This is a genomic window from Atlantibacter sp. MEI4A-1023, from assembly GCF_056155425.1.
Window position 1 is genome coordinate 2164473 of sequence record NZ_CM149568.1, and the last position, 21897, is coordinate 2186369.

Sequence of the window (21897 nt, forward strand, 5' to 3'; positions counted from 1 at the left end):
GCATGAAAGCACTTGTCTATACCCGCCCGCTGGGCGTTGAGATTCAGGAGCGGCCTTATCCGCAGTTGCCGGAAGGCGGCGATCAGGTTGTGATCCGCATTGCCGCCGCCGGGATTTGCGGCTCGGATATGCATGCTTTTCACGGTAAAGATCCGCGCCGCCAGCCGGGGCTGGTGCTGGGGCATGAGTTGTCCGGCGAAATCGTCGAAAGCCAGTCGCCGCGCTTTAAGCCGGGCCAGCGGGTCACCGCCAATCCGCTGATCACCTGCGGGAAATGCGATTATTGCCGCGAGGGCCGCGACAACCTTTGCAGCGACCGGCATATGATCGGCATGGACTGGCCGGGGGCGTTCGCCGAATACATGGCAATCCCGGCGGCCTCGGTGGTGGCGTTGCCCGATGGCCTGTCGTTACAGGACGCGGCGATCACCGAACCCGCTGCCACCGTGGTGCACGCCCTGCGCCTGACGCAGCGGGCGATGCAGATGCCGCTGGCGGACGCCAGGGTGCTGGTGATCGGCGGCGGGGCGATCGGCCTGCTGACGGTACTGGTGCTGCGCGCCTGGGGATGCCGGGAAATCACCCTGGCGGAAACCAATCCGCTGCGCGCCGACACGGCACAGCAATACACCGGATGCGAATGCGTTAATCCCATCAACCAGACGATTGATGAATCCAGCCGTCAGGTGGTGATCGACGCGGTAGGGTCCGCCATCACCCGCAAACTGGCGATTAAAACCGTCAAGCCGGGCGGGGTGGTGATGCATATCGGTTTGCAGGACTGGGACAGCGAAATAGATATGCGCAAAATCACCCTCGGGGAGATCACGCTGCTGGGGACGTACACCTACACCATGGAAGATTTCCATCTGACGCTGTCGATGCTGGAGCAGGGCGCGTTGGGGACGCTGGGCTGGATTGAACAGCGGGAACTGCTGGCCGGGCAACGGGCGTTTGATGACCTGGAATTCCAGCGGGTCTCTTCCGCTAAAATCCTGCTCATCCCCTGAAGATAAAAAGAGAGCGGCAACTATGCCGCTCTCTTTATTTTTGCGGTTAACTTAACGCCGGATAATCGGTATATCCCGTCGCGCCTGGCGCATAAATGGTTGCATTGTTCAGCTCGTTAAACGGTCCTTGCTGGCTAAAGCGCTCCACCAGATCGGGGTTAGCGATATACAGCTTGCCGAACGCGGCGGCATCGGCTTCACCGCGTTCAATCAGCGCCTCCGCCGAGTGTTGTGTCAGCCCTTCGTTGGCGATCCACGCGCCGCTGAATTTTTGCTTCACCTGCGGCCCCACGCGACCAGGGAAATCCTGGGATTCGCGGGCGAAGATATAGGCCACCTTGCGCTGGCTGAGCTGCTCCGCCACATAGCTAAACAGCGCCAGCGGGTTACTGTCTTCCATAGAATAGGAGTTGGACATCAAATTCAGATGTACCCCTAACCGGTCAGCAGGCCAAACGTTAAGCACCGCATCCACCGCTTCCAGCAGAAAGCGGGCGCGATTTTCAATGCTGCCGCCGTAGCGGTCGGTACGCTTATTAGAGCCGTCATGCAGGAACTGATCAAACAGATAGCCGTTAGCGGCATGGATTTCCACACCGTCGAACCCGGCGCGTTTGGCATTTTCCGCCGCACGGACAAAATCCGCCACAATGGCCGGGATCTCGTCGGTTTCCAGGGCGCGCGGGGTTTCATACGGGCGCTGCGGGCGCACGGTGGTGACGTGGCCTTCTGGCGCGATGGCGCTGGGGGCAACCGGCAACGCGCCGTCGAGGAAAACCGGGTCGGACACGCGGCCCACATGCCAGAGCTGGCTGACGATTTTACCGCCCGCTGCATGTACCGCGTCGACGATCTCTTTCCACGCCTGTACCTGTTTTTCCGACCAGATGCCCGGCGTGTTGGGATAACCCACGCCCTGGGGAGTCACGGAGGTGGCTTCGGTAAAGATCAGCCCGGCGCTGGCGCGCTGGACGTAATACTCTTTGGTCAGTGGACCGGGCGCACGCTCGTCAACCGCGCGCATGCGGGTCAGCGGGGCCATAACGATACGGTTTTTCAGCTCAAGCGCGCCGATTTTTACGGGATCATACAGGGTGGGCATAGGTTTCTCCGGGTCTGATTGCGTGAACTCATTATGTACGCCCGGAGAAACGGCGGTTATCACTTTATGCGCTTAATTATTCCAGCAGGTGATGAAAACAGCCGCCATTACAGCGGCATGGATTTTCTGATTGACGCCAGCAACAGTTGCGCCCCAGGCGAGAGCGGCTTATCGATCCGTGTCAGAATACCGATGGGCTCGCCAACCCCAGGGTTAGCGATAGGCAGAGCGGTCAGCGTGTTCTGGCGCAGATCCTCTTTGACCGCGCCAGAGGGCACGAACCATACGTAGTCGTAATCCACCGTCAGCTGGCGCGACAGCGACGCCGACAGCGTTTCAATACAGGAATTCGGCAATTTGCAGTTCTGGCTCGCCAGTAGCGCGTCGGCGTGCTGGCGCGGTGCGGTGCCTTTCGGGGAGATCACGACCGGCCATTCCAGCACCCGGCTTAAGGTAATGGTGTCGGCTAACAGTGGATGATTGGGGCGCACCACCAGCTTCATCGACTCCAGAAACAGCAGTTCATAATTGAACCCGGTCATCATTTCCGGGTCAGACATGCGTCCAATGCCTAAATCCAGCTCGCCCGATTTCAGCCCCGACAGCAGCATTGGGTTATTCATGGTGGCGACCTGAAGCGTCAGGTTGGTTTGATGTTTGTGAAACGGACCGATCACTGCTGGCAGAATGCCCAGCGCAGCGGTAGGCAGCGCGCCAATGCGCACCACGTCTTTGGATTGCTCTTCTTTGCGGGCCAGCGACTGTCCGGCGTGGTTGAGCGCGTCCAACACCTTGATGGCGTGAGTGAGAAACTGTTCACCGACCAGCGTCAATTGTGCACCCAGCCGACCACGGTCGAACAGGCGCTCACCGGTCAACTGCTCAAGTTCATTAAGCGTTTTTGATAATGCAGGCTGGCTTAAATTAAGGGTTTCTGCCGCGCGCCCCAGCGTTCCCTGTTGAGCGACGGCAACGAATGTATGTAAATGGCGCAAACGAATGCGCTGACTGAACAAACCGTTTTTTTCCATAATCGATGTTAAAAACGAAACGTGATCCGTGACAAGAAAAGTTGTGTGATTTTGATAACTTGATAGCAAATTATTATTAACATTACGGTATTTAAGTTAACAAAACAACGCGGATATATTCCAATTATTGGGGTATTGCCCAGGACTTGTCTGAAGATCAAATTCCGCGCCTGGCTTATAAAATCATCACCCCGGCCTGAGATCACAGATTCCACATTCTTCACGTCAATCTATTCCGTCGTTTCCTACAATCTCAGCAATATTCACTGGAGAAATGACATCATGGCGAACAGCATCACGGCAGATGAGATTCGGGAACAATTTTCGCAGGCAATGTCAGCGATGTACCAGAAAGAGGTGCCACAGTACGGCACGCTGCTTGAACTGGTGGCGGATGTGAACCTGGCGGTGCTGGAAAATAATCCGCAATTGCATGAGCAACTGGTAAACGCCGACGAACTGGCGCGCCTGAATGTGGAGCGCCACGGCGCGATCCGGGTTGGAACAGCGGAGGAATTATCCACGCTACGCCGGGTGTTCGCGGTGCTGGGCATGTATCCGGTGGGCTATTACGATCTTTCCCAGGCGGGCGTACCGGTGCACTCTACCGCGTTTCGCCCCATTGACGACACCGCGCTGCAACGCAACCCGTTTCGCGTTTTTACCTCGCTGCTGCGCCTGGAACTGATCGAAGATGAAAACCTGCGCAAAAAGGCTGCCCGCATTCTCGCCGCGCGGGACATTTTCACGCCGCGTTGCCGCGAACTGCTGGATATTTATGACGCGCAGGGCGGGCTGGATGAGAAGCAGGCCAGGGAGTTTGTTAGCGAAGCGCTGGAAACGTTCCGCTGGCACAGCCATGCCACGGTGGATACTGAAACCTACCACGCGCTGCATAACGCCCATCGGCTGATTGCCGATGTGGTGTCGTTTCGCGGTTGTCACATCAACCATCTGACGCCGCGCACCCTGGACATCGACCGCGTGCAGTCGCTGATGCCGGAATACGGCATCGAACCCAAAATGATTATCGAAGGGCCGCCGCGCCGGGAGATCCCGATCCTGCTGCGCCAGACCAGTTTCAAAGCGCTGGAAGAGCCGATTATGTTTAACGGCGAACATCACGGCACCCATACCGCGCGATTTGGTGAAATCGAACAGCGCGGCATCGCCCTGACCCCGAAAGGCCGGGCGCTGTATGACAAACTGCTGGGCGAGGCGGGCAACGGCAGCGATAACCTGACACATCAGCTTCATTTGCAGGAGGTGTTCCAGGCGTTTCCTGACAGCGACATGCTGCTGCGGCATCAGGGGCTGGCCTATTTCCGCTACCGTTTAACCCCGGTGGGCGAAACCCACCGCAAACAGATCAACCCCGGCGATGACCCGCAACCGCTTATTGAGCGCGGCTGGATCACCGCCCAGCCGATTATTTATGAAGATTTCCTGCCGGTCAGCGCGGCGGGGATTTTCCAGTCTAATCTGGGCGATGAGGCGCGCGGGCGCAGCCACGGCAATGCCAGCCGGGAAGCGTTCCAGGAGGCGCTGGGTTGCCCGGTGCAGGATGAGTTTGCGCTGTACCAGGAAGCCTCCGATCGCAGCAAACGCCGCTGCGGGCTACTGTAAAAGAGGTCTTTTGCAGGAACGCCGATGAAAACACCTCAACATCCGCTGGTCGCGACGGCTCAGGGGCAACTGCTCGGCCAGCAAATTGACGATATACATGTCTGGCGCGGTATTCCCTACGCTGCGCCGCCCACCGGTGACTTACGCTGGCGCGCCCCGCAGCCGCTTGCGGCGTGGCGGGGCGTACGGCAGGCCGATGCGTTCTCCCGCGCCAGCTGGCAAAACCTCGACTACTGTAAGGCCATCGGCGGCGGCGATCCGGGGCAGTTCTCTGAAGATTGTCTGTATCTCAATATCTGGTCGCCCGTCGACTTGCCTCAGCCGCTCCCGGTGATGGTGTGGATCCACGGCGGCGGCTACACCATTGGCGCAGGCGGGTTACCGCCCTATGACGGGCAGGCGCTGGCAAAACGCGGCGTGGTGCTGGTAACGATAAATTACCGGCTTGGGCACCTGGGTTTCTTCGCTCATCCGGCGCTGGAGGGGGAAGATCCTGACGGGCCGACCCATAACTTCGCCTTGCTGGATCAAATTGCCGCGCTGCATTGGGTGCAGGAAAATATCGCTGCGTTTGGCGGTGACCGTGACAACGTCACGTTGTTTGGCGAATCCGCCGGAGGGCGCAGCGTATTGTCACTGATGGCGTCGCCGCTGGCCAGCGGTTTATTTCATAAGGCCATTGTGCAAAGCGCCTATACCTTGCCTGATGTGAAGCGTGAAAAAGCGCTGGAGAAAGGCCAGCGCGTCGCGAAGCATTTTGGGCTGGAAGACGCCACGGCAGCGCAATTGCGCCAGCTACCTGCCGACGCCTTCTGGCCGCTGGAAGCGCCGTTGAATATCGGCCCCGCGCCCATTAGCGGCGACCGGGTACTGCCAGAGCCGATGCTCGATGTGTTGTTTCACGCCCGTCAGCACCCACTGCCGCTGATGATTGGCAGTAATAGTGATGAGGCGAGCGTACTGGCGTACTTTGGCGTGTCGCTGGAAGCGCAAATTCACAAGCTGCGGCGGGAAAAGCGGCTGGGACTGGGGTTAATTAAACTGCTCTATCCCGGCGTGCGCGGCGATGAGGAATTAGGCCGTCAGGTATGCCGCGATATGGCGTTCACCACCATGGGCTATGTGGCGATGCAGGCCCAGCAGCGGGTCAATCAGCCCTGCTGGCGCTACTGGTTTGACTATGTGGCTGAAGCGGAGCGTGAAACCTATCCCAACGGCACCTGGCACGGCAATGAAGTGCCTTACGTATTTGACACCTTAACGCTCAGCGAACCGGCGCGTCATTACGTTAACGCGCGCGATTTAACCTTCAGCGCCCGGATAGCGGATTACTGGGTCAGCTTCGCCAAACACGCCAGCGCTGAGCATACGGTTTTAGAAGGGCCGCTACGCTGGCCAGCCTGCCTGCCAGGGCGCGACCGGCTGATGCGCCTGGGCGTAGATCAACAGCCGCGCTTTAAACTGGAGAACCGCTTTATGCGCGCCCGGCTGGCGCTGTTCCGGCGGGTGATGCGCCATCATGTCAGTCTGGAGTAAGCAACTGCGCGACAAATGCCGCCATCAGCTCGTTTTCCTGCGGCGCATCGCGCAGCACCAGACGGTAGCTGGCGCCGGTTTTTACGCTCTGGGGGAACGGACGGACCAGCCGCCCGGCGCGTAAATCTTCTGCCACCAGCCGTTCATCGGCAATCGCCACGCCAAACCCCTGGATCGCCGCGCTGATGGCTAAATCCATAGTATCGAAGTGTTGATTTTTACGCATAACCGGCCGCGGCGACGCCTGCTGGGCCAGCCATAGCGACCAGTCGGTTTTATCACGGGTGGGATGCAAAAAGGTCAACGGTGCCAGCGCTTCCGCTGTGGCGGGTATTTCACCGATCGTTGAAGCGCTTAATACCGGCGTTAGCGCCTCATCAAACAGCAAAAATCCCTGGGTTTTATGGGCACCGAAAATAATCGCCGCGTCGTAGGGCTCAGTTTTGAAATTGACGTCATGATCGGTGGTCGTGGTCAGCGTGACCTGTACGTCGTTGAGCGTCTTTTCCAGTTGCATCAGCTTCGGCACCAGCCAGCGGATGGCGCAGGTCGGGGCTTTCAGGCGGATAATGTTATGCTGCTGGCGCGCCTGTTCGGCGGTGGTCATTAACTGATCCCATGCGCTTTGCAGTTCCGGCAGCAGGGCGCTGCCCTGCGGCGTCAGCCGTAATCCGCGAGCATGGCGCTCGAAAAGCGTAAAACCGAACCAGTTTTCCAGCGCGGCGATTTTGCGGCTTACTGCGCCCTGGGTCAGATACAGCGTGCGCGCCGCGTGGGTTAAATTGAGGTGGCGGGCGGTCACTAAAAACGCCTCAAGCGCATTTAAAGGAAGAGTGCGGCGCGTCATAACGGCTCCCTGAAGTTTTAAGCCATGCATTTTTTGCATGGCTATTATGACAACAAATCGGTTGCAGAGCTATCGCACTGCGGTTTGAATAGTTATGCACTCAAAACGAGAAAGGAACCAATATGCCCCATCACACGCCGGTACAATTACGCTCCAAACTGCCCGATGTCGGCACCACGATTTTTACTGTGATTGGTCAGCTTTCCGCCCAACACCAGGCGATTAATCTTTCTCAGGGTGCGCCTAATTTCCCCTGCGATCCGCAGTTGATCGCCGGCGTCACCCGGGCGATGGAAGCCAACCGCAACCAGTACGCGCCGATGACCGGGCTGGTTACCCTCAAAACGCTGATCGCCGAAAAAGTCGCGGCGCTGTATGGCGCGAACTACGACGCCGACAGCGAAGTACTGATCACCGCCAGCGCCAGCGAAGGGATTTACTGCGCCATCAGCGGCCTGGTGCATCCGGGAGACGAGGTTATCTATTTCGAGCCGTCGTTCGACAGCTATGCGCCGATTGTCCGGTTGCAGGGCGCGACGCCGGTGGCGATCAAACTGACGGTGCCGGATTTCGCCGTGGACTGGGATGAAGTGCAGGCCGCGATCACGCCGCGCACCCGGATGATTATCGTCAACACGCCGCATAACCCGAGCGGCCAGGTGTTCAGCCGCGACGATCTGGAAAAACTCGCCGCCATCACCCGCAACACCGATATCGTGATTTTGTCTGATGAAGTCTATGAGCACATCGTGTTCGATGGTCTGAAGCACCACGGTATGGCGACCCATCCGGCGCTGGCGGAACGCAGCGTGATTATCTCCTCGTTCGGCAAAACGTTCCATGTAACCGGCTGGCGCGTGGGCTATTGCCTGGCGCCGGCGGCGCTGATGGATGAAGTGATAAAAGTGCATCAGTTCCTGATGTTTTCCGCCGATACGCCGATGCAGTACGCTTTCGCCGACTATATGAGCGACCCGGCGCGCTATCTGTCGCTAGGCGAGTTTTACCAGCGTAAACGCGATCTGATGCAAACGCTGTTGGCGGCGTCGCCGTTTAAACTGCTGCCGAGCGCCGGATCGTTCTTCCTGCTGGCGAGCTATGAACATTTTAGCGATGAAAGCGACAGCGAGATGGTGAAACGGCTGATCGTGGATTATGGTGTAGCAACGATTCCGCTGTCGGCGTTTTACACAGACGGAACCGATAATAAATTGATTCGCCTCTCTTTTGCCAAAGATGAAGCGACGTTACGGGCAGGGGCGCAGGCGCTCTGTCAGGTTAAGCCACGCTAAGAAGGGGATCACAATGACTAAAATGAAAATGCTGTGTCTGGCACTGGGGATGGTGACATCGTTCTCTTCTCTGGCGGCGACCGAGCTGCGCTACGGCCTGGAAGCAGAATACCCGCCGTTTGAAAGCCGCAATTCACAGGGCGAACTGGAAGGGTTTGATATCGAACTGGGCAAAGCCATCTGCCAGGCTGCCAGCCTGAAATGTAGCTGGGTAGAAACCTCGTTTGATACCCTGATCCCCGGCCTGGTCGCGAAGAAATTCGATGCTATCAACTCGGCGATGAACATTACCGAACAGCGCCGCCAGAGCATCGACTTTACCCAGCCGATCTACCGTATTCCGTCACAGCTGGTGGGTAAAGAAGGCAGCGCGCTGGATGCCACTCCGGAAGCGCTGAAAGGCAAAACCATCGGCGTATTGCAGGGGTCCATTCAGGAAACCTATGCCAAAGAGCACTGGGAAAAGCAGGGCGTTGAAGTGGTTTCCTATAAAGATCAGAACCTGGCGTGGGGTGACCTGGTGAACGGACGTATCGACGCCACGCTGGTGATGTCGGCTGCGGGTCAGGGCGGCTTCCTGAGCAAACCGCAGGGCAAAGGCTTCGGTTTTATCGGCAAACCGGTGGTTGACGATAAAATCCTCGGTAGCGGTATCGGTTTCGGCCTGCGTAAAGGCGATGAGGAAACCAAAAAACAGCTGGACGCCGCGATTGATAAGGTCCGCGCCGACGGCACCATCACTAAACTGGCTGCGCAGTACTTCCCAGGCATCGACGTTAGCGTTAAATAACCGCTCCCCCTGAAAAGTAAAAACCCCGATTTCTTGCGAAACGGGGTTTTTTTATGCCGCTGGACATTTGAAGAGAACCCGGCAACGCCGGGCCACCACAAGCTATCATCATTAATATAATTTGGTGTCCGCCCGATATTTTTATTGTGGTATCGGGCCCTCTCAACGAGAGGAATAAAGGCATATACGCAAGGGAGAGGGTAATCCCACCCCTGGCGCGACGCTGAAACTACCCCGTCTTTTACCGCCTGGCAAGCCCGCCGAAAGATATATTTCAGTTATGTGTGGGCGTGCAAAATCCCCCTTCAGATGATTCTGTTTATCCCCGACATCGAAACAGAAAGCGATTTGTCAAAACGTGCAAACCGGTTTAATGAGATGCTGCGAAACAGCTAAATAACAACAGCTTATTTTTTCTGAAAGTTGACCTTTCTTTACATGGCGCAAGATAACACGTTTTTCCTTTCTACAAGCGTGACGGTGCGCGTGGAAAGCTATTGGCTTCAAAATGAATTTTGACTAGAGTGAGCGGTCGTAACAAATACAATAAATTGCCGCTGTTGGCGCTGCGCGTGACAGCACTCTTTGACTCCAAAAGGACGCGTTCTCAGGCATGAATCGCAGACGTTTTATTAAAGCCTCAATGGCACTTGCCGCCGCTTGCGGTACGCCGGGTCTGATGACCCTGTTTTCTAACGCAGCATGGGCGCAAGAGTCAGATATCGCCGACGGGCTGTCGCGCGCATTTGATTTCGACGTTCTGCAATCCATGGCAGGCGATTTAGCCAAAAAACCCTGGGGCGGCGCACCGCGTCCGTTGCCGGATACCCTGGCGACCTTAACCCCGCAGGCGTACAACAGCATTCAGTACGATGCGGAACACTCGCTGTGGAACAATATCCCTGGGCGCGAACTGGACGTGCAGTTCTTCCACGTTGGCATGGGCTTCCGCCGCCGCGTGCGGATGTTTTCCCTCGACCCGTCCTCCCATCAGGCGCGTGAAATCCACTTCCGCCCTGAACTGTTCAAATATCACGATGCGGGCGTCGACACCAAACAGCTAGTGGGCCAGCCCGATCTCGGCTTCGCCGGTTTCCGCGCTTTCAAAGCCCCGGAACTGGCGCGCCGCGATATCGTGTCGTTCCTCGGCGCGAGCTATTTCCGCGCCGTTGACAGTACCTACCAGTACGGCCTCTCGGCGCGCGGTCTGGCAGTAGATACCTTTACCGATAGCCTGGAAGAATTCCCGGATTTCACCGCCTTCTGGTTTGAAACCCCGAAAGCCGACGACACCACATTTGTGGTGTATGCGCTACTCGATAGCCCGAGCGTCACCGGCGCGTACAAATTCATTATCCACTGCGAAGAGAAGCGGGTGGTGATGGAGGTAGAAAACCGCCTGTTCGCGCGTAAAGACATCAAACAACTGGGTATCGCGCCGATGACCAGTATGTTCGCCTGCGGCACTAACGAGCGCCGGATGTGCGACACCATCCATCCGCAAATCCACGACTCCGACCGCCTGGCAATGTGGCGCGGCAACGGCGAATGGGTGTGCCGTCCGCTGAATAACCCGCAGCGTCTGCAGTTCAACGCCTTTACCGACGATAACCCGAAAGGCTTCGGCCTGGTGCAAACCGACCGTAATTTCGAGAGCTATCAGGACATCATGGGCTGGTACAACAAACGCCCAAGCCTGTGGGTCGAACCGACCAACAAATGGGGCAAGGGTACCGTCGGCCTGATGGAGATCCCGACCACCGGGGAAACGTTGGATAACATCGTCTGCTTCTGGCAGCCGGAAAAGCCGGTGAAAGCGGGCGATCAGCTCAATTTCAAATACAAGCTGTACTGGAGCGGCGAACCGCCGGTGCGCTCGCCGCTGGCGAATATTCTCGCCACCCGCACCGGGATGGGCAGTTTCCCGGAAGGTTGGGCACCGGGCGAGCATTTCCCGACCACCTGGTCACGCCGTTTCGCCATTGATTTTATCGGCGGCAATCTGAAAGACGCCGCGCCGAAAGGCATTGAGCCGGTGATCACGCTGTCCAGCGGCGAAGCGAAGCAGATTGAAATTTTGTATGTCGAACCGTTTGACGGTTACCGTATTCTGTTCGACTGGCACCCGACATCCGACTCGACGGATCCGGTGGAAATGCGCATGTTCCTGCGCTGCCAGGGCGAGACCATCAGCGAAACCTGGCTGTATCAGTACTTCCCGCCCGCGCCGGACAAACGTCATTACGTTGACGATCGCCAGATGCGCTAATCGGTCTGGCAAATGTTGAGGGGAGCGAAGGCTCCCCTTTTTACGTTATGCTAATAAAAAAACACCATCCGGAGACCCCGCGTGCAAAATCCCGCTGAGTGGCATGACGACATCATTATTATTAACGACACCCTGAAACTGCACTCGGTCAACGACCCGTTTATTGAGCCGCTATATCAACTGGTTGAGCGCAATAAAGCCTACCTGCAACAGGCGATGGAGTGGCCGAAGTCGGTGGTCAGCAGTAACGATATCCGCCGCACGGTGCAGGGCAATTATCAGTTGCACCATCGCGGCTATGCCAAAATGTTTATGATTTTGCGCCATGACGCGGTATGCGGCGTGATTTCGTTTAACCAGATCGAACCGACGAATAAGGCCGCCTATATTGGCTACTGGCTGGATGAAGGTTTACAGGGGCAGGGCATTATTTCTCAGGCGCTACAGGCGATGATGCAGCATTACGCCAACGAAGGCAGCGTGCGCCGCTTCGTGATTAAGTGCATCGTCACTAATCATGCCAGCAACCAGGTGGCGCTGCGCAACGGGTTTGTTCTGGAAGGTTGCCTGAAGCAGGCGGAATACCTGAACGGCGCGTTTCACGATCAGAATATGTATGCGCGCATCATAGATAAACCATCACAAACCGGGCATTAAATCGCCCCAATAACCGGCGTGCGGGTAATATACTGATTGCCGTTGAGAATTTTCGCGCCGCGAAGATGCAGCGGATCGCCGTTAAAGGCTTCTATCACGGCGTTATCCATGACGGTGACCTGATTTTCAATCAATACGTTGCCGGTCACCCGCGCATGGCCGCAAATCTTTATCCGGTCGTCCAGTTGCACCGGGCCACCGGTAATCACCGCGTCGTCGAACACGTGTACGTGATGTTTCAGTACGCAGTCGCCTTCAATCACCGCGTTGCCGAACACCTGCGAACTGTAGCGGATGGTGGGGCACTGGTCGATCTCGGTTCCGGCAACAATCCGCGCCTGGCCGTAGATTTGCGCGCAGTCGCAGACCCAGACGTTGTTTTCGTCGTTGCCTTCTAAAATCGCATCCTCGTAGATCTGGGCGCGATGCTCGATAAACGCGTAGTTCACCAGCGCCCGGCCATAGATTTGCGCCTGGTGGACGATGCGTGAGGCGTTAACCGTGGCGTTATCGTAGATTTGCAGCCGCTGGTCGCGGTCTTCGGTCAACCCCACGGCGGCGATCACCTGGCTCTGATGCATTACCCGCGCATCGCCATAAATCCGACATTCACCCCGTACCTGCGATGCCTGGATCATGGCGCGATCGTATACAGCCGCACCGTGGCTGATATCCGCGCGATCCGCCCAGCACTCACCAGCGAGCGACGCGCCGTGGCTGAGGGTGCAGGGCTGGGTAACTCGCGCATTGCCGCTGACGCTCGCTCCGGCGAAGACCGCGCTGTTATGATCGTAAACCCAGCAATCGCCGTCATGGCTAAGATTGCTTTCATCCTCCATCCAGCCGCCCAGGGTTCCCGCTTTGATATCACTAAAATCACGCAGCGCTTCTATCTGGCGCAGGGTAAATTTGTGAGTGACGCCATTTTCCTGATAGTCAACCGTTCTGGTGGCGTCCGTTAACCGGTATTTTTCCATGCTAATGGCTCCGTTATGCGCATTGACTAACCGTAGCAAACTTTTCAGCAACCTGCGGGTTATGGTAATTCGCGCCGGAGTCCCATAAAATGCATATCAAATATATTTTTAAACTTTAAACAAAATGAATAAAACCATTGCCTGGCAATCCGCCAGCGCGTCATCAACTCTATTGAATCTGCCTGCCGGGTATTTCGGTATGGTATTGGGCACTATCGGGATCGGCTTCTCCTGGCGTTACGCGGCAACAATCTGGCTGGTATCGCCGTGGATCGGCGAAGGGCTGGTGGCGTTGGCGACGCTGATCTGGTTTTTGCTGGCGATGGCGTTTGTCTGGCGTCTGATGGCGCACCCGCAAACGGTAAAAGCGGAAATCCTGCATCCGCTGATGAGCAGCTACGTGAGCCTGTTCCCGGCCACTACGATGCTGGTATCGATTGGACTGGCCCCGTGGGTGCGCCCGCTGGCGGTGGCGCTGTTCAGCATCGGCGCGGTGAGCCAGTTGCTGTATGCCGCCTGGCAAAACGCCGGGCTGTGGCGCGGGAAGCATCCCCATGAAGCCACCACGCCGGGACTCTATTTACCCACCGTCGCTAACAACTTCATCAGCACCATGGCCTGCGGCGCGCTGGGTTTCCATGATTTAGGCATTCTGTTTTTAGGGGCCGGGGTATTGTCCTGGCTGAGCCTGGAACCGGCGATTTTGCACCGTATGCGCAGCGCAGGGGAAATGCCCCCGGCGGTGCGCACCTCGCTTGGCATCCAGATGGCCCCGGCGCTGGTGGCCTGTAGCGCGCTGCTAAGCGTTAACGGCGGCGAGGCGGATATGTTCGCGAAAATGCTGTTCGGCTATGGTTTGTTGCAGGCGCTGTTTATGATCCGCCTGGCGCCGTGGTATCTCTCCCAGCCGTTTAACCCCACCTTCTGGAGCTTCTCGTTCGGCCTGTCGGCGCTGGCCACTACCACGCTGCATCTTGGGCATGCCGCGCCGGACGGCGTTTTTCATTTTTTGGCGTTACCGCTGTTTATCAGCAGTAACGTGCTTATCGGCCTGCTGCTCGTTCGCACGCTGATTTTGTTGTGCCAGGGCAAACTCTTGATTCGTACTTCTGTTTCTCATACTTCTAAGGAATCACTATGACCGTTCGTGATGAAAATTATTTTACCGACAAATATGGCTTAACCCGCACGCACTCTGAAGTTGTCGCTGCCATGCCTTACCTGACACCTGGCAAGGTGCTGGATTTGGGTTGTGGTAATGGCCGCAACAGCCTGTACCTGGCGGCCAACGGTTTTGACGTCACCGCCTGGGACAAAAACCCGATGAGCATCGCCAATCTGCAACGCGTGGTGGAAGCGGAAGGGCTGAACAATCTGCAAAGCGACGTGCGCGATCTGAACAGCCTGAAATTCGACGGTGAGTATGATTTCATTCTGTCCACTGTGGTGATGATGTTCCTTGAATCGACCACCATTGCAGGCCTGATTGACAATATGCAGCGCTGCACCAAAAGCGGCGGCTATAACCTGATTGTCGCGGCGATGGATACCGAAGACTTCCCGTGCACTGTTGGCTTCCCGTTCGCGTTCCGCGAGGGTGAGCTGAGCGGTTACTATGCCGGTTGGGAAGTTGTGAAATACAACGAAGAGCCGGGTGAGTTGCACCGTACTGATGAAGCGGGTAACCGCATTAAATTACGTTTTGCCACCTTGCTGGCGCGCAAACCTTAATATTCCGCTGGCGCGATCCTCTCGCGCCAGCCATTTTGTTTCCTGCCGATTGCTTACTCTGCTAATTAAATCTTGAAATACGGATATTGATTTTATTTGCCAGAAAAATATTACTGCCTTAAATTTGCACAGGTAATCGGATTTTTTCTCAGATAGCTATTTATGCCTCAAAACTCTTTGATAGCTTTGCTATAACTTGTCTGCTTATGTGCAATTACAGGTGCAAAAAATGAGAACCTCTTTATTTGTTAAGGCTTCGGTGCTTTGTGCAGCGCTCGCGCTTGCAGGCTGTGCGTCAAAAGTCACCTCACCGGAAAAATACTCCGGTTTTTTGAAAGACTACTCAGGCTTACAGGAAACAACTTCATCCACCGGCAAAACCGTGATGCGTTGGGTTGCACCTGACTTTAATCCAAATAATTACGACAGCATTGTCTATACCCCGATCGTGTACTACCCGGTTCCTAAACCCACCACGCAGATTGGTGAGAAGGTTCTGACGCAATTGCTTAATTACACCAATCAGCAGATGAAAGCGGCGGCCGCAGAACGTAAGCCGCTGGTTGCGACCCCAGGGCCGCGCAGCCTGATCTTCCGTGGCGCGATCACCGGTGTTGACAGCAGCAGTGAAGGCTTACAGTTCTATGAAGTAGTGCCGGTCGCGTTGTTAGTCGCCGGAACGCAAATGGCCACTGGCCATCGCACAATGGATACCAACCTTTATTTTGAAGGCGAGCTGATTGACGCCGCAACTAAAAAGCCGGTGTTTAAAGTGGTGCGTAAAGGTGAAGGTAAAGACCTGAACAACGAAAATACCCCCATGGCTTTAGAAAACTTAAAACAGGTTGTCGACGATATGGCGACCGACGCCAAAATGTTTGATATCACCAAAAAGCAATAATAAATTCGGGGGAGTTCGCTCCCCCGTTAAATAGGTTTTATAGCGCGTCACATTTTTTTATTTCCCCGGCTCCGCGCCATACCCAATACGACATAGCCAATTCCGCCGCCAATTAATCCCCAGAATGCCGAGCCAATTCCGCCCAGCGTAATGCCCGATGCGGTAATTAAAAACGTCACAATCGCAGCATCGCGATCGGTTTCATGGGTTAGCGCCTGGTGCAGGCTGCCACCGATGGTGCCCAGCAGCGCCAGGCCCGCCAGCATCTGGATCCAGGCGAGCGGCAGCGCCGTCATCAGCGCGGTGATTGCGCCGCCGAATACGCCAGCCAGCAGATAAAATCCGCCTGCCGCCGCCGAGGCCAGCCAGCGTTTATTCATCTCAGGGTGCGCATCCGGGCTCTGGCAAATCGCTGCCGTGATCGCAGCAATGCACACGGAAAACACGCCAAACGGCGCCATCACCAGCGCAATCAGCCCGGTGACCGTCATCAACGGCGATACCGGCACCTGATAGCCCGAGGCTTTTAGCGTCGCCACACCGGGCGCATTCTGCGACGCCATGGTCACCAGGAAAAACGGCAGGCCGATGCCGAGTAAACTTTGCAGCGTAAAGTGCGGCAGGGTGAAGCCGGGCAGCGCAGGCGTGATATCCGTCTGGCTGGTGTGAAACTGCCCGGTCACCAGGCAAATCGCCAGCCCGGCGACAAGCGTCGCGACGATGGCGTAACGTGGCGCAATGGCTTTGGCGATAAGCCAGGCGATCAACATAACGCCGCACAGCAAGCCGTTAGCGGGCAGGGTGGCGAAAGCATCGAGGCCAAAGCGCAGTAAAATGCCGGCCAGCATCGCGGCGGCCAGGCTGTGAGGGATCAGCGTCATCAGCCGGGCAAACAGGCCGGTGACGCCGCACAGCACAATCAGCGCGGAGGCGAAGATAAACACGCCAATGGCTTCATTCATCGTCACGCCGTGCAGGCTGGTCGCCAGCAACGCCGCGCCGGGCGTCGACCAGGCGGTTAATACCGGTACGCGATACCACAGTGATAATCCCAGGGTACTGACGCCCATCGCGATGCCCAACGCGGTCATCCATCCTGCAATCTGATCTGCATTCGCGCCTGCCGCCGCCGCGGCTTGCCAGATAATGGCAGCGGAGCTGGCGTAGCCCACCAGTACGGCGACCAATCCGGCCAGTAACGTGGGAAAAGTGAATTGACGCATCGTTTATGTCCGTTGTGCGTTATAGCGTCCATGAAAAATAACACTGTGCGCTATAACGCACAAGCAGGTAAACTGGCCTTTTTAAGCCGTTGGGGAATGTGATGGATATTGCTACCCATTTAAGCGATACGTTGAAAGCGCTGCGCCAGGCGCGCGGCTGGAGTTTAACCCAGGCCGCACAACAGACCGGCGTATCGAAGGCGATGCTGGGGCAAATTGAGCGCCAGGAATCAAGCCCGACGGTGGCGACGCTGTGGAAAATCGCCACCGGTTTTAACGTGCCGTTTTCGGCGTTTATCATCCCACCGCAGGCCAGCGAACGCCCGGTGTATGATGCCCATCAGGGAATGACCGCCGAACCGCTGTTCCCGTATGATGAACACCTGGGTTTTGATCTGCTGGTGGTCACGCTGGCTCCCGGTGCGATGAGCGAATCATCAGCCCATGAGCGCGGTGTGATAGAACACGTAGTAGTCATTAGCGGCGAGTTGCAATTGCGGCTTCAGGGAGAATGGCAAACGCTGGCGGTGGGAGAGGGACAACGCTTCCACGCCGATCAGACGCATGCTTACCGCAACCAGACCGCTGAACCGGTACGCTTCCATTCGTTAATTCATTACGCGCGGATATGACAAAAAAATACCGCAAGCGATAACTTGCGGTAATAAAAATCAATAACCACACGACGATATGGGTATTCGAACAAGAAGGAATACGGCTTCACCTTAGCGCGGATTTTCTCTGCGCCAAACCAACAAAAAACGCGAAGCATTGCCGCAGAACGGCAAAAGACACGTAATACTTCTGATCTGCCCGCCTTGTGACTACAATAGCCGCCATTTCAAATACTGGATAACGACAAAACATGCGCCTGCACTCCCATCATCTTGAACTTCTGAGCCCGGCACGCGACACCGCCATCGCCCGTGAAGCGATCCTTCATGGCGCCGACGCGGTGTATATCGGCGGCCCGGGCTTTGGCGCGCGCCACAACGCCAGCAACAGCCTGCGGGATATCGCCGAGCTGGTGCCGTTCGCCCATCGCTATGGCGCGAAGATCTTCGTGACGCTCAACACCATTCTTCATGATGATGAACTGGAACCGGCGCAGGCGCTGATCCACCAGTTATGGCAGGCGGGCGTCGATGCGCTGATTGTCCAGGACATGGGCGTGCTGGAACTGGATATCCCGCCGATTGAGCTGCACGCCAGTACCCAGTGCGATATCCGCAGCGTGGAAAAGGCGACGTTTCTCTCTGACGTCGGGTTCTCGCAAATCGTGCTGGCGCGCGAACTGAATCTTGACCAGATTAAAGCTATTCACGACAGCGTCGACGCGACCATTGAGTTCTTTATCCACGGCGCGCTGTGCGTGGCGTATTCCGGGCAGTGCAATATCTCCCATGCCCAGACGGGTCGCAGCGCCAACCGCGGCGACTGCTCCCAGGCCTGCCGTTTGCCGTACACCCTGAAAGACGACCAGGGCCGCGTGGTAGCCTATGAAAAACACCTGCTGTCGATGAAAGACAACGATCAGAGCGCCAATCTGGCGGCGCTGGTCGATGCAGGCGTACGCTCCTTCAAAATCGAAGGGCGCTACAAAGACATGAGCTACGTGAAAAACATCACCGCGTACTATCGCCAGTTGCTGGATGAAGTCATGGAGCAGCGCGGCGACCTGGCGCGCGCCTCGGCGGGCGTGACCCAGCACTACTTTGTGCCGTCGCCGGATAAAACCTTCCATCGCGGCAGCACTGACTATTTCGTTAACGCCCGCAAAATTGATATCGGCGCGTTTGACTCACCGAAGTTTATCGGCCTGCCGGTGGGTGAAGTGATGAAAGTGGCGAAAGATTACCTTGACGTGGACGTCACGGAGCCGCTGTCAAATGGCGACGGGCTGAACGTGCTGGTAAAACGTGAAGCCGTCGGGTTCCGCGCCAATACCGTGGAAAAACTCACCGAAAGCCGTTACCGCGTCTGGCCAAACGACATGCCGGATGCGCTGAAAACCTTGCGTCCGCACCATCCGCTGAACCGTAACCTCGATCACAACTGGCAGCAGGCGCTGCTGAAAACCTCCAGCGAACGCCGGGTGGCGGTGGATATCGAACTGGGCGGCTGGCAGGAACAGCTTATCCTGACCATGACTTCCGAAGAGGGGGTCAGCGTGACGCGAACCCTGGACGGGGAATTCAGCGAGGCCAATAACCCGGAAAAAGCGTATAACAGCCTGCGTGACGGTGTCACAAAACTCGGTCAGACGATGTATTACGCCCGCGCAGTGACGATTAACTTGCCTGGCGCACTGTTTGTGCCGAACAGCTTGCTTAACCAGTTGCGCCGCGAAACCAGCGAGGCGCTGGATGAAGCCCGGCTGGCGGCCTATCAGCGTGCGACCCGCAAAGCGGTGAGCGAACCTGCGCCAGTCTACCCGGACAGCCACTTAAGCTTCCTGGCGAACGTGTATAACCATAAAGCGCGCGAGTTTTACCATCGCTATGGTGTGCAGCTCATCGACGCGGCGTTTGAAGCCCATCAGGAAAAAGGCGACGTGCCGGTGATGATCACTAAACATTGCCTGCGCTTTGCCTTTAATCTGTGCCCGAAACAGGCGAAAGGGTCGATTAAGAGCTGGAAGGCCACGCCGATGCAGCTGATCCACGGCGATGAAGTGCTGACGCTGAAATTTGACTGCCGTCCTTGCGAAATGCACGTTATCGGCAAAATCAAAAATCACATTCTGAAGATGCCGCTGCCGGGTAGCGGCGTGGTGGCCTCTATCAGCCCCGATGAGCTGTTAAAAACCTTACCGGGCCGCAAAGCCTGAAAACAACAGCGCCGCCTTTAAGGCGGCGCTGTTGTATTACGGTTCCCCGTACAGGCTGATTAACCGGCGTGTTACCCCGTTGGTCCAGCCAAACCCATCCTGCAACGGATACTCACCCCCGCCACCGGGCTGCGGCGCGTAATCCGCGATATGGTATTTTTCTACCAGCTTGTTTTGCTCCATATACACGCGCTTCACGGTGCGCATCCAGTTATGGGCAATGATGTCCGCCAGGCCGTCCTCGCTGTAGTTTTTAAAGCCCTGGATCGCCATCCACTGTAGCGGTGCCCAGCCGTTGGGTTTATCCCACTGCTGATCGCTTTCCACATCGGTCGCCAGAATACCGCCAGGCGTCAGCAGCCGTTCGCGCACGTTAATCGCGATTTTCTGCGCCTGTTCGTGAGTTGCCATGCCGACATACAGCGGCACGACGCAGGCTGCAGAGAATGAGGCCAGGCATTCGCGTCGCCAGTCGTAATCGCGGAACGTGCCGGTGGCCTCATCCCACAGGTAGCGGTTCATGGCGTTACGGCGGGCCTGCGCTTTTTCGCGGAATCGGGCCGCCATGATGGCGTCCTGCTTCAAGCCTGCGATATTGGAAATCGCGGTCTCTAACTTGTAGAGGAACGCGTTGAGATCCACCGGGATAAACTGGGTCGTGCGGATACTCGCCAGACGGTCGGCATCGCGCAGCCAGCGGGTCGAGTAGTCCCAGCCGGATTCCGCGCCCGCGCGTAAATCACGATACACTTCGCTGGCCGGGCGTCCAGACAGTTTGGCGGTTTCCACGTCCTCATACCAGGATTCGTCGCGCGGCGTGTCGCGGTCATCCCAGTAGCGGTTAAGCAGCGCGCCATCCGGCATTTTCACCGCGCGGCGGTAGGCCTGGTTGTAATCCAGACTATCGGCGCCGTCCATCCAAAAAGCGTATTCCATCAGCAGATGATCGAGATAGCGCCGCGCGCCGCGTACCCCGTCTTCTTCAAACAGTTCCACCATCAGGGCGAACACCGGTGGCTGCGAGCGGCTGAGGTAATAGGTACGGTTACCGTTGGGGATATGACCGTAGTTTTCGATCATCCATGCAAAGTTATCCGCCATGCAGCGCAGCAGGTCGTTGCGGCCACTTTCCGCCAGCCCCAGCATGGTGTAGTAAGAGTCCCAGTAATAGGCCTCGCGAAATCGCCCCCCCGGAACAATATAGGACTGAGGCAACGGCAGCAGCGACGAGAACTCAATATGCTCCTGCGGCTCACGGGTCAGTACCGGCCACAGGCTGTCGATATGGTCTTTCAGGCTGCGGTCCGGGTCGGAGATGTACTCTTTGCTGTAGTCTTGCGGCAGATGAAAATGGTCGTGCACGAATTTTTCCAGCTGAAAACCCGGATAGCGTTTCGCACGACGATAGTTCAGTAAAATCGCCAGCGGCGTCATTTTTGGCGCGCAGTCGGCAAAGGTTTTGCTGTCAGGAAACATGCGTGAAGACTGCACATGCTCATACAGCTCCAGATAACGATCCGCCGGTGTCAGCGCATCAGGAGCAGGCATGCCTTCAATCAGCTCGGGCAGCGGTTCCGCTTCGACCATCTCATCCAGCTTGAGCTCACAGGGATCGAACTCATACCGAACGTCTTCTTCGTAAGCTTCTGATTCCGATAATGTGAGTCGAGATGTCTGATTAAGCATACTAATAACAACCTCCAGAGTAGCTTTTTATGAAAGCGTTACTCTTAAGTTTAGCAAATGGATTTGTCGGGCCGGTAAGCGGCAAGAACTCAGGGCGCAAAGGCCGATACAACTGACGCATCATCGATGCAAATGGGCTTAAAATTCATTTATTTCGCCCGCATTTCATGTCCTGGGGAAATAATCTGATAATTAACCCTGAGACGCCCGGCCTTTCAGCTTTGAGCGTGAAGGCATAATTGTAACGCGGTTGCCTGGTGGAAAATCAAGCTACTTTTTCTACAAACAGCTCTATATTCGTAAATATTGTGCGTTTTCTGGAAACAGCCCGTAACCGGATATTAAGCGCCCTGGCGTTAGCCGCAAAAATCGCCAACAGAAACAGGCGG

The 21897-nt window shown here is 56.5% G+C and carries 18 protein-coding genes; 12 read left to right on the plus strand and 6 right to left on the minus strand.

What is annotated here, in order from left to right:
* Positions 1–2 precede the first annotated feature (2 nt).
* The gene (locus tag ACVV26_RS10500) at positions 3–1010 is read left to right on the plus strand and encodes an alcohol dehydrogenase catalytic domain-containing protein (RefSeq protein WP_474801406.1); all 1008 of its coding nucleotides are present in this window, start codon (positions 3–5) and stop codon (positions 1008–1010) included.
* A gap of 46 nt (positions 1011–1056) precedes the next feature.
* Here ACVV26_RS10500 and ACVV26_RS10505 read toward each other — a convergent pair whose 3' ends face one another.
* Both ACVV26_RS10505 and ACVV26_RS10510 read right to left on the minus strand, forming a co-directional pair.
* Positions 1057–2112: an alkene reductase gene (locus ACVV26_RS10505; RefSeq protein WP_474801408.1), complete on the minus strand. Its 1056-nt coding sequence runs from the start codon at positions 2110–2112 to the stop codon at positions 1057–1059.
* A 107-nt stretch (positions 2113–2219) separates the two neighbouring features.
* On the minus strand, positions 2220–3143 hold the full coding sequence (locus ACVV26_RS10510) for a LysR substrate-binding domain-containing protein (RefSeq protein WP_474801410.1): 924 nt from the start codon (positions 3141–3143) through the stop codon (positions 2220–2222).
* A gap of 282 nt (positions 3144–3425) precedes the next feature.
* Between ACVV26_RS10510 and hglS the strand changes: the two genes are divergently transcribed.
* Both hglS and ACVV26_RS10520 read left to right on the plus strand, forming a co-directional pair.
* Entirely contained in the window at positions 3426–4769 is a 1344-nt protein-coding gene (hglS, locus tag ACVV26_RS10515; protein ID WP_474801412.1) for a 2-oxoadipate dioxygenase/decarboxylase HglS, read from the plus strand.
* Between the two features lie 24 nt (positions 4770–4793).
* A complete protein-coding gene (locus ACVV26_RS10520) occupies positions 4794–6305 on the plus strand; it encodes a carboxylesterase/lipase family protein (protein WP_474801414.1) in 1512 nt (503 codons plus the stop codon).
* Here ACVV26_RS10520 and ACVV26_RS10525 read toward each other — a convergent pair.
* Positions 6292–7152, minus strand: coding sequence for a LysR family transcriptional regulator (locus ACVV26_RS10525; protein WP_474801416.1), 861 nt, complete (start codon positions 7150–7152; stop codon positions 6292–6294). The two genes, ACVV26_RS10520 and ACVV26_RS10525, sit on opposite strands and share 14 nt — an antisense overlap.
* Before the next feature lie 122 nt (positions 7153–7274).
* Between ACVV26_RS10525 and ACVV26_RS10530 the strand changes: the two genes are divergently transcribed.
* The 4 genes from ACVV26_RS10530 to rimL all read left to right on the plus strand — a co-directional run bounded on the left by ACVV26_RS10530 (position 7275) and on the right by rimL (position 12160).
* Positions 7275–8444, plus strand: coding sequence for a pyridoxal phosphate-dependent aminotransferase (locus ACVV26_RS10530; RefSeq protein ID WP_474801418.1), 1170 nt, complete (start codon positions 7275–7277; stop codon positions 8442–8444).
* Between the two features lie 13 nt (positions 8445–8457).
* Positions 8458–9234, plus strand: a complete 777-nt coding sequence (locus ACVV26_RS10535; RefSeq protein WP_474801420.1) for an ABC transporter substrate-binding protein — start codon at positions 8458–8460, stop codon at positions 9232–9234.
* A gap of 613 nt (positions 9235–9847) precedes the next feature.
* Positions 9848–11503, plus strand: a complete 1656-nt coding sequence (locus ACVV26_RS10540) for a glucan biosynthesis protein D (RefSeq protein ID WP_474801422.1) — start codon at positions 9848–9850, stop codon at positions 11501–11503.
* 81 nt (positions 11504–11584) lie between these two features.
* The gene (rimL, locus tag ACVV26_RS10545; RefSeq protein ID WP_474801424.1) at positions 11585–12160 is read left to right on the plus strand and encodes a 50S ribosomal protein L7/L12-serine acetyltransferase; all 576 of its coding nucleotides are present in this window, start codon (positions 11585–11587) and stop codon (positions 12158–12160) included.
* Here the strand turns inward: rimL and ydcK are convergent.
* The gene (gene ydcK, locus ACVV26_RS10550; protein WP_474801426.1) at positions 12157–13137 is read right to left on the minus strand and encodes a YdcK family protein; all 981 of its coding nucleotides are present in this window, start codon (positions 13135–13137) and stop codon (positions 12157–12159) included. The genes rimL and ydcK overlap by 4 nt on opposite strands.
* 124 nt (positions 13138–13261) lie before the next feature.
* Between ydcK and tehA the strand changes: the two genes are divergently transcribed.
* The 3 genes from tehA to ACVV26_RS10565 all read left to right on the plus strand — a co-directional run bounded on the left by tehA (position 13262) and on the right by ACVV26_RS10565 (position 15769).
* On the plus strand, positions 13262–14278 hold the full coding sequence (gene tehA / locus ACVV26_RS10555; RefSeq protein ID WP_474801428.1) for a dicarboxylate transporter/tellurite-resistance protein TehA: 1017 nt from the start codon (positions 13262–13264) through the stop codon (positions 14276–14278).
* The gene (tehB, locus tag ACVV26_RS10560) at positions 14275–14868 is read left to right on the plus strand and encodes a tellurite resistance methyltransferase TehB (RefSeq protein WP_474801429.1); all 594 of its coding nucleotides are present in this window, start codon (positions 14275–14277) and stop codon (positions 14866–14868) included. Before tehA ends, tehB begins: the two co-directional genes overlap by 4 nt.
* A gap of 229 nt (positions 14869–15097) precedes the next feature.
* Positions 15098–15769, plus strand: coding sequence for a DUF3313 domain-containing protein (locus ACVV26_RS10565; protein ID WP_474801811.1), 672 nt, complete (start codon positions 15098–15100; stop codon positions 15767–15769).
* A 47-nt stretch (positions 15770–15816) separates the two neighbouring features.
* Here ACVV26_RS10565 and ACVV26_RS10570 read toward each other — a convergent pair whose 3' ends face one another.
* Complete coding sequence (locus ACVV26_RS10570) at positions 15817–16992, minus strand: benzoate/H(+) symporter BenE family transporter (RefSeq protein WP_474801430.1); 1176 nt, start codon at positions 16990–16992, stop codon at positions 15817–15819.
* Positions 16993–17093: 101 nt separating this feature from the next.
* On the opposite strand from ACVV26_RS10570, the gene ACVV26_RS10575 reads away from it, so the two are divergent.
* On the plus strand, positions 17094–17624 hold the full coding sequence (locus tag ACVV26_RS10575; RefSeq protein WP_474801431.1) for a helix-turn-helix domain-containing protein: 531 nt from the start codon (positions 17094–17096) through the stop codon (positions 17622–17624).
* Positions 17625–17857: 233 nt separating this feature from the next.
* Positions 17858–19822, plus strand: coding sequence for a peptidase U32 family protein (locus ACVV26_RS10580; RefSeq protein ID WP_474801433.1), 1965 nt, complete (start codon positions 17858–17860; stop codon positions 19820–19822).
* A gap of 36 nt (positions 19823–19858) precedes the next feature.
* Here the strand turns inward: ACVV26_RS10580 and treF are convergent, their stop codons facing one another.
* Positions 19859–21508, minus strand: a complete 1650-nt coding sequence (gene treF, locus ACVV26_RS10585; RefSeq protein WP_474801434.1) for an alpha,alpha-trehalase TreF — start codon at positions 21506–21508, stop codon at positions 19859–19861.
* Positions 21509–21897: the final 389 nt, after the last annotated feature.

What these genes read in the sequence shown, in the direction of transcription:
- ydcK (WP_474801426.1), bottom strand. Translation starts at nt 13,137, where the DNA reads ATGGAAAAATACCGGTTAACGGACGCCACCAGAACGGTTGACTATCAG.
- ACVV26_RS10575 (WP_474801431.1), top strand. Translation starts at nt 17,094, where the DNA reads ATGGATATTGCTACCCATTTAAGCGATACGTTGAAAGCGCTGCGCCAG.
- ACVV26_RS10510 (WP_474801410.1), bottom strand. Translation starts at nt 3,143, where the DNA reads ATGGAAAAAAACGGTTTGTTCAGTCAGCGCATTCGTTTGCGCCATTTA.
- ACVV26_RS10565 (WP_474801811.1), top strand. Translation starts at nt 15,098, where the DNA reads ATGAGAACCTCTTTATTTGTTAAGGCTTCGGTGCTTTGTGCAGCGCTC.
- tehA (WP_474801428.1), top strand. Translation starts at nt 13,262, where the DNA reads ATGAATAAAACCATTGCCTGGCAATCCGCCAGCGCGTCATCAACTCTA.
- ACVV26_RS10525 (WP_474801416.1), bottom strand. Translation starts at nt 7,152, where the DNA reads ATGACGCGCCGCACTCTTCCTTTAAATGCGCTTGAGGCGTTTTTAGTG.
- hglS (WP_474801412.1), top strand. Translation starts at nt 3,426, where the DNA reads ATGGCGAACAGCATCACGGCAGATGAGATTCGGGAACAATTTTCGCAG.
- ACVV26_RS10520 (WP_474801414.1), top strand. Translation starts at nt 4,794, where the DNA reads ATGAAAACACCTCAACATCCGCTGGTCGCGACGGCTCAGGGGCAACTG.
- ACVV26_RS10505 (WP_474801408.1), bottom strand. Translation starts at nt 2,112, where the DNA reads ATGCCCACCCTGTATGATCCCGTAAAAATCGGCGCGCTTGAGCTGAAA.
- ACVV26_RS10535 (WP_474801420.1), top strand. Translation starts at nt 8,458, where the DNA reads ATGACTAAAATGAAAATGCTGTGTCTGGCACTGGGGATGGTGACATCG.
- treF (WP_474801434.1), bottom strand. Translation starts at nt 21,508, where the DNA reads ATGCTTAATCAGACATCTCGACTCACATTATCGGAATCAGAAGCTTAC.
- tehB (WP_474801429.1), top strand. Translation starts at nt 14,275, where the DNA reads ATGACCGTTCGTGATGAAAATTATTTTACCGACAAATATGGCTTAACC.
- ACVV26_RS10580 (WP_474801433.1), top strand. Translation starts at nt 17,858, where the DNA reads ATGCGCCTGCACTCCCATCATCTTGAACTTCTGAGCCCGGCACGCGAC.
- ACVV26_RS10530 (WP_474801418.1), top strand. Translation starts at nt 7,275, where the DNA reads ATGCCCCATCACACGCCGGTACAATTACGCTCCAAACTGCCCGATGTC.
- ACVV26_RS10500 (WP_474801406.1), top strand. Translation starts at nt 3, where the DNA reads ATGAAAGCACTTGTCTATACCCGCCCGCTGGGCGTTGAGATTCAGGAG.
- ACVV26_RS10540 (WP_474801422.1), top strand. Translation starts at nt 9,848, where the DNA reads ATGAATCGCAGACGTTTTATTAAAGCCTCAATGGCACTTGCCGCCGCT.
- ACVV26_RS10570 (WP_474801430.1), bottom strand. Translation starts at nt 16,992, where the DNA reads ATGCGTCAATTCACTTTTCCCACGTTACTGGCCGGATTGGTCGCCGTA.